This is a genomic window from Pseudomonas sp. S150 (genome assembly GCF_004526365.1).
GTDB classification, from domain to species: domain Bacteria; phylum Pseudomonadota; class Gammaproteobacteria; order Pseudomonadales; family Pseudomonadaceae; genus Aquipseudomonas; species Aquipseudomonas putida_A.
The window spans coordinates 6,122,154-6,137,606 of sequence record NZ_CP038207.1 but is presented as its reverse complement, the minus strand read 5'-3'; the positions used below and the strand labels follow the sequence as shown (position 1 = coordinate 6,137,606).

The following is a 15,453-nucleotide window of genomic DNA, read 5'->3' as shown; positions in this document are numbered from 1 at the left end:
AAGGTGCGTCATGCAGCCCTTCGTAATTGCTCCGTCGATTCTCTCCGCCGACTTCGCCCGCCTCGGCGAGGAAGTGGACAACGTTCTGGCCGCCGGTGCCGACTTCGTTCACTTCGATGTCATGGACAACCACTACGTGCCGAACCTGACCATCGGCCCGATGGTTTGCGCGGCCCTGCGCAAGTACGGCATCACTGCGCCGATCGACGCACACCTGATGGTCAGCCCGGTGGATCGCATTGTCGGCGACTTCATTGAGGCCGGCGCCACTTACATCACCTTCCACCCGGAAGCCACGCTGCACGTCGATCGTTCGCTGCAACTGATCCGTGAAGGCGGCTGCAAATCCGGTCTGGTGTTCAACCCGGCGACCCCGCTGGACGTGCTCAAGTACGTGATCGACAAGGTCGACATGGTCTTGCTGATGAGCGTCAACCCGGGCTTCGGCGGGCAGAAGTTCATTCCTGGCACCCTCGACAAACTGCGCGAAGCGCGGGCGATCATCGATGCCTCGGGCCGTGACATTCGTCTGGAAATCGACGGCGGCGTCAACGTCAACAACATCCGTGAAATCGCGGCCGCTGGCGCTGACACCTTTGTGGCCGGCTCGGCAATCTTCAATGCGCCGAACTATCAGGAAGTCATCGACAAGATGCGTTCCGAACTGGCGCTGGCGCGCCCATGAGCGGTTTTGAGCAGCTGTTCCCGGGGCAACTGCCACGGTTGGTGATGTTCGATCTGGATGGCACGTTGATCGACTCGGTTCCCGACCTGGCGGCGGCGGTGGACACCATGCTGCTCTCCCTCGGCCGCAAGCCTGCCGGTATCGAGGCGGTACGCGAGTGGGTCGGCAATGGCGCACCGGTGCTGGTGCGCCGGGCGCTGGCCGGTGGCATCGATCATTCGGCGGTGGATGACGTCGAGGCCGAGCACGCGCTGGAAGTATTCATGGAAGCCTATGGCGCGAGCCACGAGTTGACCGTGGTCTATCCCGGCGTACGCGACACTCTCAAATGGCTGCACAAACAGGGCGTGGCCATGGCATTGATCACCAACAAGCCGGAGCGTTTTGTCGCGCCGCTGCTGGATCAGATGAAGATCGGCCGCTACTTCAAGTGGATCATCGGCGGCGACACCCTGCCGCAAAAGAAACCCGACCCGGCGGCACTGTTCTTCGTGATGAAGATGGCCAACATCCCGGCCTCGCAATCGCTGTTCGTCGGCGATTCGCGCAGCGACGTGCTGGCGGCGAAAGCGGCGGGGGTCAAGTGCGTGGCGCTGAGCTACGGCTACAACCACGGTCGACCGATTGCCGAGGAATCCCCGGCACTGGTGATCGACGATCTGCGCAAGCTAATTCCCGGTTGCCTCGGTACAGCCGCTGAGATAACGTTGCCCGACGCTGCTCAATCCCATTCTGGAAACGCCATCGTGGTGGTCACCCGCAAACTCTGGATGAAAGTCATCAAGGCCCTGGCCCGCTGGCGTTGGCGCGCCTGACTGATGCCTGGCCGGCTTGCCGGCGCGTTTGCACACCTGACTGATTTGCCCCTCACACCACGAGGCACCCCATGATCCGCGAAGAATTCCTGCGCCTGGCCGCTGATGGCTACAACCGCATTCCGTTGGCCTGCGAAACCCTGGCCGACTTCGACACCCCGCTGTCGATCTACCTGAAACTGGCCGACCAGCCCAACTCCTACCTGCTCGAATCGGTGCAGGGCGGCGAGAAATGGGGCCGTTACTCGATCATCGGCCTGCCGTGCCGCACCGTACTGCGAGTGCACGACCATCACGTGAGCATCACTGTCGACGGCGTCGAGACCGAAAGCCATGACGTCGAAGACCCGCTGGCCTTCGTCGAAACCTTCAAGGCCCGCTACAACGTGCCGACCATTGCCGGTCTGCCGCGTTTCAACGGTGGCCTGGTCGGTTACTTCGGTTATGACTGTGTGCGTTATGTCGAGAAACGTCTGGGCAAATGCCCGAACCCGGATCCACTGGGCGTACCGGACATTCTGCTGATGGTCTCTGATGCGGTGGTGGTGTTCGACAACCTCGCCGGCAAGATGCACGCGATTGTTCTGGCCGACCCGGCGCAAGCCGATGCTTACGAGCAAGGCCAAGCGCAATTGCAGGCACTGCTGGAGAAACTGCGCCAGCCGATCACCCCGCGCCGTGGCCTGGATTTCAGCAAGCAACAAGCGGCTGATCCGCTGTTCCGCTCCAGTTTCACCCAGAGCGACTACGAAAAAGCCGTCGACACCATCAAGGAATACATCCTCGCGGGCGATTGCATGCAGGTCGTGCCATCGCAGCGCATGTCGATCGACTTCAAGGCGGCGCCGATCGATCTGTATCGTGCCCTGCGTTGCTTCAACCCGACGCCGTACATGTACTTCTTCAACTTCGGCGACTTCCACGTCGTCGGCAGTTCGCCGGAAGTGCTGGTGCGGGTCGAAGACAATTTGATCACCGTGCGCCCGATTGCCGGCACTCGTCCACGCGGAGCTACCGAAGAGGCGGATCTGGCGCTGGAAGAAGACCTGCTGTCGGACGACAAGGAGATTGCCGAGCACTTGATGCTGATCGATCTGGGTCGTAACGACACGGGCCGGGTTTCGGAAATCGGTTCGGTGAAGCTCACCGAGAAAATGGTCATCGAGCGTTATTCCAACGTGATGCACATCGTCTCCAACGTCACCGGCCAATTGAAGGCCGGGCTGACCGCGATGGACGCGCTGCGGGCGATTCTGCCGGCGGGCACCTTGTCTGGCGCACCGAAGATCCGCGCGATGGAAATCATCGACGAACTGGAACCGGTCAAGCGTGGCGTGTATGGCGGTGCGGTCGGTTACTTCGCCTGGAACGGTAATATGGACACCGCGATTGCGATTCGTACCGCGGTGATCAAGAACGGCGAACTGCACGTGCAGGCCGGTGGTGGCATCGTCGCCGACTCGGTGCCGGCGCTGGAGTGGGAAGAAACCCTGAACAAGCGCCGCGCGATGTTCCGCGCCGTGGCCCTGGCTGAGCAGACCCCGGAAAGCTGAGTCCACACAATCCCCCTGTGGGAGCGGGCTTGCTCGCGAATACGGGCTGGCATTCAAAATTGATGTCGGCTGATACACCGCTTTCGCGAGCAAGCCCGCTCCCACATTGTGTTGTGATCAGCCATAAAAAAACGCGGCGCCTGTGAGGGCGCCGCGTTTTTTATGCCAGCAGATCAGAAATCGAGACTGACCCCGACGTTCACCCCCTGCTGGGTAAAGTCATCATCCTTGCGCACGTTGTAGCTGGCGCGCAACGCCAAATCCTGCGTGAGCTTATGGCTCACGCCCAGGTTCAGGCGATTGAGGTTGGTCTGCGGCTCGTAGCCTTCGAGCGTGAAACGGTTGCCCGGCAGGCTGTTGAGGTTGATGGTCAGATCCTGGCGGTCGTCGTTGTACTCACGTTCGTGAGCGAACTCACCGAACACTTCAGTCTGCGCGGTGATCTGGTACTTGCCCTGGATACCCACGCCCAGACGCCGCGAGTTGCGCGACTGGTCATCGAAGGTCAGCGCTGTGGAATCCGCGCCTTTTTCCGAGTAGCCATCGACTTCGGTCTTGCCAAAGTCGGCGCTGACGAACGGCGACAGGTGCCACGGGCTGCTGGCCTGCTGCGCGATGTCGTAGCCGAGGCGGCCGCTGATCGCCAGCACGTAACCGTCGGTATCGCCTTTCTCTCCGCGCTCGTTGACCCCAAGCTGGAATTTACGCTTGAGGCTGTCGTAGTCGAGTTTGCCGGCGGTCATCGCCAGATCGCCCCACCAGCGGTTTTGCTGATACTGGGCGAACGCGGTGCCCATGTAGGAGTTGAGTTTGTATTCCGAGTCGGCGTCGCCGGCTTCGAGTTTCTGGTTATAGAAACCTGCGGCCAAACCGACGCGCCAGGCTTCGTTGACGCGATAGCTGCCGCCGATGTTCAGGTTGTAGCCGTTGCCGTCGGCACTGGCGGCGCTGTGTTGGCCGTCGAAGTCCTGATGTTGACCGCCGCCGGCAACGATGGCGCGCCATTGGCCCACGGCTTGCCAGTTTTCCCAATCGGCCAGCCATTGATTGCGCAGTTCATCCTGATGCGCGCGCAACGAACCCTGGGCCATTTCCGGCAGCAGGGTCAGCTCCCAAGGGGCGGCGAGCAGCGAGTAGGCGTAGTCGGCAATCAAGCGCTGGCCGGCTTCGGTCGGGTGCACTGCGTCGTTGTAGATCAGCTTGGTCGGATCCGGCGTAGCGCTGTTGATGCCGTATCGGGCGTTCTCGGTGCAACTGTTGCCGCTGAAGCAGGTGGCCGTCAGGTTCTGGTCGGTCGCGAGGCCGAACTGCGCCGGGTTGGCGAACGCTTCTTTGAGCAGCACCGGGATGTTCAGCGGGATGATTTCGGCGTTGATGCCCTGCAACTGCTTGACCAGCTCGGTGTTGAACTGGGCGCTGAGCTGCGAGGTGAAACCCTGCAGCGGCGAGCCGTTGATGGCCGGGGTCAGGCCGATGTCCGGCAGCAGCCAGACCATGATGTATTTGGCGCCGGCGCCTTGCAGCGTGCGGGCGCTGTCGGCCAGGCGATCGGCTGCGGCGCTGGCCTGATCGAGACTGAGTACGCGGCCTTGAAGGAAATCGTTGCCGCCCCCCGACAGGTAATACAGCGCGTTCGGGTCGGCACGGAAGCCGTTCGACGGCAGGTAACCGCTGCGGGTGCGTTCGCCGGTGGCGGACTGGGTGGTGATCGAGTCGAGGATCTGGTCGGTACGGTAACCGCCCACCGCCCAGTTGTTGCCATCGGCCAGACCTTCACCGGCGCGCACGGCCGAGGACGAGGAGGCGGTCTGGTCGGGGTTGAAACCCAGTTTGCCGCCGATGATCTGGGTGGCGTTGAGGTCACGGTTTTCTCCGGTGCCGTCCTTGTACAGCGGGCCGGTGCGGTTGGTGTAGCGTTGCGTGGCGCCGGCCGGGCCGCCGCTGTCCTTGAAGGTCCCGGCATCGTTCAGGCTGTCGCCGAAGACGATGAAGTTGGAGTAGGGCGCGGGTGCTGCGTACGCCTGGGCGCAAGCCATGGCGAGCAGGCAACCGGCGAGCGGTACAAACAACGTCTGTTTGATCATGAGCAAGTCCGTTTATTTATTGTTGTAGGTGAACGAAACGACAGTACCAAAAACTCCCGGCGTTTTGCCATCGGTCGCGAAGCCTCCCTTAGTTTTGTCCCCCGTCAGCCCCGCCATATTGCACGCTCCGTCCAGCTAAGTTACTGTGCCGGAACGTATGAACGAGACCTTCCCCGTGTTGATCGTCAGCAAACTTCTGGATCAAGTCATCAAGGCACACGCCCGTTGGCGTTGGCGCGCCTGAATCTTTTCTGCCGGCCCGGCCGGATCTGTATCGCTTTGCCTTCCTTACCCGTTTGAAATGCCGCTGTGCCGACGCCACCTGCGCGTCCGACATCGTGCAGCGCCCTGCGGGCAAGTCATTCGAAGGCTGTCTTCAAGTCAGAATTCAAGAGGTTCGAAACGCCATGTTGCTGATGATCGACAACTACGACTCCTTTACTTACAACGTTGTGCAGTACCTCGGCGAGCTGGGTGCCGAGGTCAAAGTCGTGCGCAACGACGAACTGACCGTCGCCGAAATCGAAGCGCTCAACCCCGAGCGCATCGTGGTCTCGCCAGGCCCGTGCACGCCGACCGAAGCCGGCATTTCCATCGAAGCCATCAAGCATTTCGCCGGCAAATTGCCGATCCTCGGCGTCTGCCTCGGCCATCAATCGATTGGCCAAGCGTTCGGCGGCGATGTCGTGCGTGCCCGTCAGGTGATGCACGGTAAGACTAGTCCGGTATTCCACGAGGACAAGGGCGTTTTCGCCGGTCTGAATCATCCGCTGACGGTTACCCGCTACCACTCGCTGATCGTCAAGCACGATACTTTGCCCGAGTGCCTGGAGCTGACCGCGTGGACCCAGCACGACGACGGCTCGGTCGACGAAATCATGGGCCTGCGGCACAAGACCCTGAACATTGAGGGCGTGCAGTTCCACCCTGAGTCGATCCTGACCGAGCAGGGCCATGAACTGTTTGCCAACTTCCTCAAACAAACCGGCGGCACGCGCTAAGGACTTCCCATGAATATCAAGACAGCCCTGAGCCGTATCGTCGAACACCTCGACCTCAGCACCGAAGAAATGCGCGACGTGATGCGCGAAATCATGACCGGTCAATGCACCGAGGCGCAGATCGGCGCATTCATGATGGCCATGCGCATGAAGAGCGAGAGCATCGATGAAATCGTCGGCGCCGTTTCGGTGATGCGTGAGCTGGCCGATCAGGTCGAACTCAAGACCCTCGACGGCGTGGTCGATGTGGTCGGCACTGGCGGTGACGGTGCGAACATTTTCAACGTGTCGACGGCGTCCGCGTTTGTCGTCGCGGCAGCCGGTTGTACCGTGGCCAAGCACGGCAACCGCGCGGTATCGGGCAAGAGCGGCAGCGCCGACTTGCTCGAAGCAGCCGGCATCTACCTGAACCTGACGCCGGTACAGGTCGCCCGTTGCATCGACAACGTCGGCATCGGTTTCATGTTTGCCCAGACTCATCACAAAGCCATGAAGTACGCCGCTGGCCCGCGTCGCGATCTCGGCCTGCGTACGCTGTTCAACATGCTCGGCCCGCTTACGAATCCGGCCGGTGTCAAACATCAGGTGGTGGGCGTGTTTACCCCTGCGCTGTGCCGGCCGTTGGCCGAAGTCTTGCAGCGCCTGGGTAGCAAACATGTGCTGGTGGTGCATTCGAAGGACGGTCTGGACGAGTTCAGTCTTGCCGCGCCTACCTTTGTCGCTGAACTGAAGAACAACGAGATCACTGAGTATTGGGTCGAGCCGGAAGATCTGGGCATGAAGAGCCAGAGCCTGCACGGTCTGTCGGTCGAAGGCCCGGAAGCGTCGTTGGCGCTGATTCGCGATGCGCTGGGCAAGCGCAAGACCGAGAACGGCCAGAAGGCTGCCGAAATGATTGTGCTCAATGCCGGTGCGGCGCTGTACGCGGCTGACCTGGCGACCAGTCTCAAAGAAGGCGTGGCGCTTGCGCACGATGCTCTGCACACCGGTCTTGCTCGGGAAAAACTCGAGGAGTTGGGTGCCTTTACCGCGGTATTCAAAGTGGAGAATGAGGGATGAGTGTACCGACGGTTCTGGAAAACATTCTGGCGCGCAAAGTCCAGGAAGTCGCCGAGCGTAGCGCTCGCGTCAGCCTGAGCGAGCTGGAAAGTCTGGCCAAGGCGGCCGATGCACCCCGTGGTTTTGCCCAGGCATTGCTGGCGCAGGCCAAGAAGAAGCAGCCGGCGGTGATCGCCGAAATCAAAAAGGCTTCGCCGAGCAAAGGCGTGATCCGCGAGAACTTCGTGCCTGCCGACATTGCCAAGAGCTATGAGAAGGGTGGTGCGACCTGTCTGTCCGTACTGACCGATATCGACTACTTCCAGGGCGCTGATGTCTACCTGCAACAGGCCCGCGCCGCGTGCAAACTGCCTGTAATTCGCAAGGACTTCATGATCGATCCGTACCAGATCGTCGAAGCCCGCGCGCTGGGCGCCGACTGCGTGCTGTTGATCGTCTCCGCACTGGACGACGTGAAAATGGCTGAGCTGGCCTCGGTCGCCAAAGGCGTGGGTCTCGATGTGCTGGTGGAAGTGCACGATGGCGATGAGCTGGACCGCGCACTGAAAACCCTCGACACGCCGCTGGTCGGGGTCAACAACCGTAACCTGCACACCTTCGACGTCAGCCTGGAAACCACCCTCGACCTGCTGCCGCGCATCCCGCGTGATCGCCTGGTGATCACCGAGAGCGGCATTCTCAACCGTGCCGATGTCGAGCTGATGGAAATCAGCGACGTTTATGCGTTCCTGGTGGGCGAAGCGTTCATGCGCGCGGAAAGCCCGGGCACCGAACTGCAGCGCCTGTTCTTCCCGGAGCGTGGCGTTCCGGTCAGTGGTTCGACTCTCGACTGATTGCCGTTAGACCGAGTCGACCCCTTCGCGAGCAAGCCCGCTCCCACATTTGGAATGCATTTCCCCCTGTGGGAGCGGGCTTGCTCGCGAAAGGGCCTTCAAATTTCCCGAAGATTTACGATCTGCCGGAGTTCTCCATGTCGCTGCCAACCCCCCTGACCATCGAAGCCGGCCTCAAGGCCGAACAAGACTTGTTGGCCTCGATCTGCGCCGGCGACGCCGAATTCGGCCTGCTGTTCTGGCAACCCAGTGATCGCGCCTTGGTCATGCCGCGCCGGCTCAATCGTCTACCCGGTTTTGACCACGCCTGCGAAGTCTCCGCTGCTGCCGGCTGGCCAGTCTTGCTGCGGGAAACCGGCGGTGAACCGGTCCCGCAATCCGCTTCAACCATCAACATCGCATTGGTTTACGCCCCGCCCCGCAGCGAGGGCGATCTGAACCGCATCGAAACCGGTTACCGGCGCCTGTGTGATCCGATCTGTGAATTGCTCGATGAGTTGGGTGGTGTGTCGTCGTTGGGCGAAATCGACGGCGCGTTCTGCGACGGTCGTTTCAACGTCAATCTCGACGGCCGCAAGATGGTCGGCACCGCTCAGCGCTGGCGCCAGAGTCAGGGCGGGCAGCGTCCGGTGGGGCTGGTGCACGGGGCGATGCTGATGGATAACGAGCGCGAGTCGATGGTTGCAGCGGTCAATCGCTTCAACGAGGCTTGCGGTCTGGAGCAGCGGGTGCGCGCCGAAAGCCACATCGCCCTGCATGAGAAGTTCGTCGCGCCAACGGCTTTGGCGCGTCTGGATGAGCTGTTTCGTCTGATGCTGGCGCAGGTCTACAGCGCCTGATTTTGTGCGCTTAGCGCGTGCCGAAGACCACCATGGTCTTGCCTTTCACATCGACCAGGTTGCGTTCTTCAAGATCCTTGAGCACGCGACCGACCATCTCCCGCGAACAACCGACAATCCGGCCGATTTCCTGACGGGTCACCTTGATCTGCATGCCGTCCGGGTGGGTCATCGCGTCGGGCTGCTTACACAGCTCCAGCAGGCAGCGGGCCACGCGACCGGTAACGTCGAAGAACGCCAGGTCGCCGACCTTGCGCGTGGTATTGCGCAGACGTTGGGCGATTTGTCCGCTGAGGACGTAAAGAATGTCTGGATCCTGCTGCGACAGTTCGCGGAACTTCACGTAGCTGATTTCGGCGATTTCGCATTCGACCTTGGCCCGCACCCATGCGCTGCGTTGCTGTTCCTGGCCAGCCTGTTCGAACAGACCCAGCTCGCCGAAGAAGTCCCCGGCGTTGAGGTAGGCGATGATCATTTCGCGGCCGTCGTCATCTTCGATCAAGATGGTGACCGAACCTTTGATGATGAAGTACAGCGTGTCCGAGCGATCGCCGGCGCAGATGATGTTGCTCTTGGCCGCATGGCGACGGCGCTGGCAATGCATCAACAGCTTGTCGAGGTTCTTGATTTTGGGTGTGGGGGTAATAGCAACCATGGTTGTATCCCGAAAAGACTGCACGGTGATGTTTGATTTTTTTATGAGGCGTTGAAGGCGGTCGCTACACAGGCTGACAATTGGCGCCAGCGAATTGGCGCCAGCTTACCAGACACTTCGTCGAAAATTCGAGAAATTACCTACGCAGCTGAGGCATCCGTCCTAGGAACGCCGGGCGCTGCCAGAGCAAAGGCCTGTGCTAAGCTGGCGACCCTTTTTTCTACAGTGGAGTCTTGGCGATGAAGGCACGCATCCAATGGGCTGGCGAAGCCATGTTCCTCGGCGAATCCGGTAGCGGACATGTTGTGGTCATGGACGGACCGCCGGACGCCGGTGGTCGTAATCTGGGTGTTCGCCCGATGGAAATGCTCCTGCTGGGCGTTGGCGGTTGCAGCAACTTCGACGTGGTCAGCATCCTGAAGAAGTCGCGTCAGGCGGTTGAAAGCTGCGAAGCGTTCCTCGAAGCCGAGCGCGCGACCGAAGATCCGAAGGTGTTCACCAAGATCCACATGCACTTCGTGGTCAAGGGCCGTGGCCTGAAAGAAGCCCAGGTCAAGCGCGCCATCGAACTGTCTGCCGAGAAGTATTGCTCGGCCTCGATCATGCTCGGCGCGGCCGGCGTGGCGATCACTCACGATTATGAAATCGTCGAGCTCGGTTGAATCGACATTCAACTATCATAAAAGCAGTGCAGACTCTGGCGATCCCTCGCTGACGTCTGCATAATGCGCCACTTTTTTCAGGGCAGTGATCGGTCAACCGACGGATCGTCCGCCTGAACAGATAACCAAAATCGCCATCGCGAAGAGGTGTTAACCGTCCTACGCAGGTGCGTTGTTCGCACTTGACGGGCATGCTTGATCACGCGGCTGCGCCGCATACATAGAGAGTTTTTAACGGTGAAAAGCAAACTCAAGCTCCACGGGTTCAATAACCTGACAAAGACCTTGAGCTTCAACATCTATGACATCTGCTACGCGGAAACCCCGCAAGACCAGCAGGCTTACGTCGAGTACATCAATCAAGAGTACAACGCCGAACGCCTGACGCAGATCCTCACGGAAGTTGTCGAAATCATTGGTGCCAACATTCTGAACATCGCGAGTCAGAACTATGAGCCTCAGGGTGCCAGCGTCACGATTCTGATCTCGGAAGAGCCGGTGACCCCGACTGACAGCCAGATCGAAGAGTCCCCGGGTCCATTGCCCGAAATCATCCTTGCCCACCTCGACAAGAGTCACATCACGGTGCATACCTATCCGGAAATCCATCCGGACGCCGGTATTGCGACGTTCCGTGTGGACATTGATGTGTCGACCTGTGGTGTCATTTCACCGCTTAAAGCACTCAACTTCCTCATTCACCAGTTCGATTCGGACATCGTGACTGTGGATTACCGTGTGCGCGGCTTCACCCGTGACGTTGAAGGCAACAAGCACTTCATCGACCACGAGATCAACTCGATCCAGAACTACCTTTCCGAAGACACTCGCGACGCGTACCAGATGACCGACGTGAACGTGTACCAGGAAAACCTGTTCCACACCAAAATGCTGCTGAAGAACTTCGAACTGGATAACTACCTGTTCGGCGACGCCACCAGCAACCTGTCCTCCGAGCAGCGTGCTCAGGTGACCGAGCGTGTGAAACACGAAATGCTGGAAATCTTCTACGCGCGCAACATGCCGGCGTAAGATTCCCGGGCACAAAAAAGGCGACTACCGTGCGGTAGTCGCCTTTTTTATTACCGAAACAGAACCCTGTGGGAGCGAGCTTGCTCGCGAAGGGGCCCTGCCAGACAACACTGAAGTCAGATCCTGTAGGTACTCTTGGTCATCACCTTCGCCAACAGACTCATCCCGAACTTCACCGGCGCCGGAAAACGGAAACCACCCGCATCCAGTGCACTCTCCGCATGATGCTCTTCATCAATGCGCATCTGTTCCAGAATCGCCCGGGACTTTTCGTCCTCGGCCGGCAATTGTTCCAGGTGCTCGTTCAAGTGTTTGCACACCTGATGCTCGGTGGCCGCGACGAAGCCAAGGCTGACCTTGTCACTGATCAGACCAGCTACAGCGCCGATGCCGAACGACATTCCATAGAACAGCGGATTGAGCACGCTGGTATGGCTGCCCAGTTGATGGATGCGCTGTTCGCACCACACCAGGTGATCGATTTCTTCTTCGGCGGCGTGCTCCATGGCAGCACGCACCTGCGGCAACTTGGCGGTCAGCGCCTGCCCCTGATACAGCGCCTGGGCGCAGACTTCACCGGTGTGGTTGATGCGCATCAGGCCGGCGACGTGGCGGGTGTCTTCATCGCTCATCTGCACATCCGGCTGCACGATGGCAGGCGACGGACGGTACGGCTGGCCGCTGAAAGGCAGCAGGGTCCGCATCGCGGCGTCGGCTTGCAGCAGAAGACGGTCAATCGGCGAGTAGTGACGTTGGGTAGTCATGCTGACCTCCGGGAAAAATCTCGACCGTCAGTTTAACCGAATCGGCCGGGGAAGGTTTGCGCTGGGTCATTTGCCACGCGGTCATGCTTTTGGTGGGAGCGGGCTTGCTCGCGAAGGCGTCGGCACCTTCAGAATATCAATGTCAGACACTCCGCTTTCGCGAGCAAGCCCGCTCCTACAGGGCGGATGCAGTGAATCAGCCCGGCGGCCAGTTCATCTGGCGCTGACCAAGTACGTGCATATGAATGTGATAGACGGTCTGCCCACCCTTCTCATTGCAGTTCATCACCACCCGGAAGCCTTCTTCGCAGCCCAGCTCCAGCGCCAGCCGCTGAGCAGTAAACAGAATGTGCCCGGCCAATGCCTTGTCGTCTTCGGTCAGGTCATTGAGGGTGCGCACCGGTTTCTTCGGGATGACCAGAAAATGCACCGGTGCCTGAGGGGCGATGTCGTGGAACGCCAGAACCTGGTCGTCCTCGTAGATGATCTTGGCCGGAATCTCCCGGTTGATGATCTTGGTGAACAGAGTATCCACTGCTGTTTTCTCCGTGGTGTGGGCTGGCCTGAGTGTACTCATGGGAAATGACCCCGCCCAGTGTTTTGCCGTAGGACAGTTCAGCGCGGGCAGTAAGCCTTGTTGACCATGCCGACGATAGTGCGATTGAGCCAGCGCGAACCAAGGCGCGGCAGGAAGGCGAACCAGCGGTTGCGCCGTCCCGGAATGATGATTGCGCGGTTTTTCTCCAGCGCACGCACGGTGTACAGCGCGACTTCCTCGGGACTCATCAGCAGCTTGCTGTCTTTGAGTTTGTCGTCGTTGAGCTGCGCGGTACGGAAAAACGCGGTGCGGGTCGGGCCGGGGCAGAGCACCGACACCTTGACCGCGCTCTGCTTGAGTTCAACCCGCAGGGCTTCGGAGAAGTGCAAGACGTAAGCCTTGCTGGCGTAGTAGGTGCTCATCCACGGACCGGGATTGAACGCCGCCACCGAGGCCACGTTGAGAATCTGCCCGCCGCCCTGCAGTGCCATGCTGTTGCCGATGGCGTGGCACAGGCGGGTAAGGGCGAGGATGTTCACTTCGATCAGGTCCTGCTCGGTCATCCAGTCCTGAGCCAGAAACGGGCCGCAGGTGCCGATGCCGGCGCAGTTGACCAACAGGTCGATCTGTCGATCGCCTTCTTCCAGCTCCAGCAGGAAACCGGACAGGCGCAACGGCTCGCCGAGGTCGCAGGCACGGAACAAGACTTCCACGCCAAAGCGCTGGGTCAGTTCGATCGCGATACTTTCCAGCTGATCACGCTGGCGGGCCACCAGAATCAGGCTGCGGCCGCGCCGGGCCAGCGCTTCGGCCATGGCCAGGCCGATGCCGCTGGAAGCGCCAGTGATCAGAGCGTAACGGGTCATGCAATTCTCCATCGCAACAGCTCCGCGCCAGCGACGCAGGTGTCACGGCGGGGAGCGTTGTTCATTCTTTCGCAGAGTCTACAGGGGCCGGGGCCGCTTCGGCTGCATCATCCACCGAATTCGCCGCGGGTGCGGTCTCGACCTCGACTTCATCGGTGGTGACCGAGCCGCTTTCATAGCTGCTCTCGAGGTTGCTTTCGTATTCCTGCTGAATGGCCGAGATGCCGCCCAGCATGCCGCCGGCAAATACCAGTGCAAAGAACACGATCCACAGCGAGCACAACACCTTGACCGCGGTGCTGTTGGGTGGCGGTGGCGGGCCGTAACGGTTGGCGCCGGTGTTGCCCGGCACGACCATGATCACCAGCGGGAAGAAGCTGCCCACGAACGGCACCAGGTTCAGCAGCCAGAGCCAGCCGGACCAGCCGATATCGTGCAGGCGCTGTACGCTGAACAGAATGCTGACAATGATGAAGCCGAGGAACAGGAAGAACGCGAATATCCCGCCAATGATCAGGCCGGTGGTGGAGTCGCCACTGACCAGTCCGAGAGCGAGCAGGGCGAATATGCCCACGATCGGCAGGGTCACCAGGCTCAGTACCATCGTCCAGGCCAGAAACCGCAGGCGACCGATCCGGCCTTCGACGCTGAAGGGCTTGAGCACTGCGAATGCTGGCAGGTTTTCGCCGACATTGGCCCGAGGTGGCGCATAGGGTGATGCGGGTTCGTTGAAAGTCGCCGGTTGTTCATGCACGTCCGACAGACTCAGTTCGATCGCCGTTTCGCTTTCGATCCGTGCATCGATCCCGGTCTTGCTCAGTGCTTGCAGATAAGTCTGCGCATCGCTGTGGGTCAGGTCGCGTTTGAGGGCGACGGTGCTGCCGTTGAACAGGCGCTCGATGGCGGCAACATCGCTTTTGAACAGGGCCGCCAGATTGAGCTTGGCGGTGGTGAGATCGACGCCGGGCTGCAGAGCACCGTCGAAAACGATCTTGTAACGAGGTTCGCTCATGGTCGGGGCATCCTTGTCGCGAATCAATTGAAAGTCAGCAAGTGTAAGGCCAGTCGGTCGATCACTGGCCTGATTTTTCTCAGCGCGGCCAGCGTTTGGGCAATTGCGCCGCGCGTTCCTGCGCCTGACGATATTCCGCGTCGAGCCGGGCGATCAACTGGTCGACGCTCGGCAGGTCGTCGATCTGGCCTACGCCCTGGCCGGCCGACCACACGGTCTTCCAGGCCTTGGCTTCATCGTTGATCGGTTTGAGCTTGTCACCGAAATTGACTTCGCCCTTGCCTTGCGGCGCGGCCATGTCGAAACCCGCCGCCTCCAGGCTCTGGCGCATGAAGCTGGCCGGTACTCCGGAGACTGCAGGAGTATGAATGATGTCCGCCGCCTTGGCCGTCAGCAGCATGTCCTTATAGGCGTCAGGCGCATGACTTTCGGTGGTGCCGATAAATCGCGTACCGAAGTAGGCCAAATCCGCGCCGAGCAGCTGTGCGGCCAAAATCTCATGGCCGTGGTTAAGACATCCGGCAAGCAACAGGGTTTTATCGAAGAATTCACGGATCTCGGCGATCAGTGCAAACGGACTCCAGGTGCCGGCATGGCCGCCGGCGCCTGCCGCAACCGCGATCAACCCGTCGACTCCGGCTTCGGCGGCTTTTTCGGCATGCCGGCGCGTTGTCACGTCGTGGAACACCAGGCCGCCATAGCTGTGCACGGCATCGACCAGTTCCTTCACCGCGCCGAGGCTGGTGATGACAATCGGCACCTTGTGCTCGACGCAGATGTTCAGATCCGCCTGCAAGCGCGGGTTGCTGTTGTGCACGATCAGGTTCACCGCATACGGCGCCGGGTTGTCCAGTGTCGCCAGGCCCGCTTCAATCTCCTCCAGCCAGGCCTTGAAGCCGCTGCTTTCACGCTGGTTCAGCGCCGGGAAGCTGCCAACCACGCCGTTACGGCAGCAGGCGAGCACCAGCTCCGGGTTGGAGATCAGGAACATCGGCGCCGCCACTATCGGCAAGCGCAGACGTTGTTCGAGCAAAGCGGGCAGCGACATTGGAAAT

Annotated in this window: 16 protein-coding genes; 9 read left to right on the top strand and 7 right to left on the bottom strand. The window is 60.4% G+C overall.

Annotated elements, in window-relative coordinates:
- Positions 1-10 precede the first annotated feature (10 nt).
- From rpe to trpE, 3 genes are all read left to right on the top strand, one after another.
- Positions 11-685: a ribulose-phosphate 3-epimerase gene (gene rpe / locus E3Z29_RS28620; RefSeq protein ID WP_003228808.1), complete on the top strand. Its 675-nt coding sequence runs from the start codon at positions 11-13 to the stop codon at positions 683-685.
- A complete protein-coding gene (locus tag E3Z29_RS28615; RefSeq protein WP_095137402.1) occupies positions 682-1,500 on the top strand; it encodes a phosphoglycolate phosphatase in 819 nt (272 codons plus the stop codon). The genes rpe and E3Z29_RS28615 overlap by 4 nt, the downstream gene beginning before the upstream one ends.
- Before the next feature lie 71 nt (positions 1,501-1,571).
- Positions 1,572-3,053 (top strand): anthranilate synthase component I, encoded by a 1,482-nt coding sequence (gene trpE / locus E3Z29_RS28610; RefSeq protein ID WP_098965895.1) that lies wholly within the window; start codon positions 1,572-1,574, stop codon positions 3,051-3,053.
- Positions 3,054-3,226: 173 nt separating this feature from the next.
- On the opposite strand, the gene estP is transcribed toward trpE, so the two are convergent.
- Entirely contained in the window at positions 3,227-5,137 is a 1,911-nt protein-coding gene (estP, locus tag E3Z29_RS28600; protein WP_134787463.1) for an esterase EstP, read from the bottom strand.
- Between the two features lie 407 nt (positions 5,138-5,544).
- Between estP and E3Z29_RS28595 the strand changes: the two genes are divergently transcribed.
- From E3Z29_RS28595 to E3Z29_RS28580, 4 genes are all read left to right on the top strand, one after another.
- Entirely contained in the window at positions 5,545-6,138 is a 594-nt protein-coding gene (locus E3Z29_RS28595) for an aminodeoxychorismate/anthranilate synthase component II (RefSeq protein ID WP_047596412.1), read from the top strand.
- Between the two features lie 9 nt (positions 6,139-6,147).
- Complete coding sequence (gene trpD, locus E3Z29_RS28590) at positions 6,148-7,197, top strand: anthranilate phosphoribosyltransferase (RefSeq protein ID WP_003228800.1); 1,050 nt, start codon at positions 6,148-6,150, stop codon at positions 7,195-7,197.
- Positions 7,194-8,030 (top strand): indole-3-glycerol phosphate synthase TrpC, encoded by an 837-nt coding sequence (trpC, locus tag E3Z29_RS28585; protein WP_134787462.1) that lies wholly within the window; start codon positions 7,194-7,196, stop codon positions 8,028-8,030. Before trpD ends, trpC begins: the two co-directional genes overlap by 4 nt.
- A gap of 137 nt (positions 8,031-8,167) precedes the next feature.
- Positions 8,168-8,869, top strand: coding sequence for a lipoate--protein ligase family protein (locus tag E3Z29_RS28580; RefSeq protein WP_134787461.1), 702 nt, complete (start codon positions 8,168-8,170; stop codon positions 8,867-8,869).
- Between the two features lie 10 nt (positions 8,870-8,879).
- Here E3Z29_RS28580 and crp read toward each other — a convergent pair whose 3' ends face one another.
- Entirely contained in the window at positions 8,880-9,524 is a 645-nt protein-coding gene (gene crp / locus E3Z29_RS28575) for a cAMP-activated global transcriptional regulator CRP (RefSeq protein ID WP_007966430.1), read from the bottom strand.
- A 239-nt stretch (positions 9,525-9,763) separates the two neighbouring features.
- Between crp and E3Z29_RS28570 the strand changes: the two genes are divergently transcribed.
- Complete coding sequence (locus tag E3Z29_RS28570; RefSeq protein WP_003228794.1) at positions 9,764-10,186, top strand: OsmC family protein; 423 nt, start codon at positions 9,764-9,766, stop codon at positions 10,184-10,186.
- A gap of 237 nt (positions 10,187-10,423) precedes the next feature.
- Positions 10,424-11,218: an adenosylmethionine decarboxylase gene (speD, locus tag E3Z29_RS28565; RefSeq protein WP_027610737.1), complete on the top strand. Its 795-nt coding sequence runs from the start codon at positions 10,424-10,426 to the stop codon at positions 11,216-11,218.
- Between the two features lie 116 nt (positions 11,219-11,334).
- Here the strand turns inward: speD and coq7 are convergent, their stop codons facing one another.
- From coq7 to E3Z29_RS28540, 5 genes are all read right to left on the bottom strand, one after another.
- Entirely contained in the window at positions 11,335-11,982 is a 648-nt protein-coding gene (gene coq7, locus E3Z29_RS28560) for a 2-polyprenyl-3-methyl-6-methoxy-1,4-benzoquinone monooxygenase (RefSeq protein WP_027610738.1), read from the bottom strand.
- A gap of 196 nt (positions 11,983-12,178) precedes the next feature.
- A complete protein-coding gene (locus E3Z29_RS28555) occupies positions 12,179-12,517 on the bottom strand; it encodes a histidine triad nucleotide-binding protein (protein ID WP_003228789.1) in 339 nt (112 codons plus the stop codon).
- 80 nt (positions 12,518-12,597) lie between these two features.
- Positions 12,598-13,386 (bottom strand): SDR family oxidoreductase, encoded by a 789-nt coding sequence (locus E3Z29_RS28550; RefSeq protein WP_064589476.1) that lies wholly within the window; start codon positions 13,384-13,386, stop codon positions 12,598-12,600.
- Positions 13,387-13,447: 61 nt separating this feature from the next.
- Positions 13,448-14,398, bottom strand: coding sequence for a DUF805 domain-containing protein (locus tag E3Z29_RS28545; protein ID WP_134787460.1), 951 nt, complete (start codon positions 14,396-14,398; stop codon positions 13,448-13,450).
- A gap of 79 nt (positions 14,399-14,477) precedes the next feature.
- A complete protein-coding gene (locus E3Z29_RS28540; RefSeq protein ID WP_134787459.1) occupies positions 14,478-15,446 on the bottom strand; it encodes a nitronate monooxygenase family protein in 969 nt (322 codons plus the stop codon).
- Positions 15,447-15,453 lie beyond the last annotated feature (7 nt).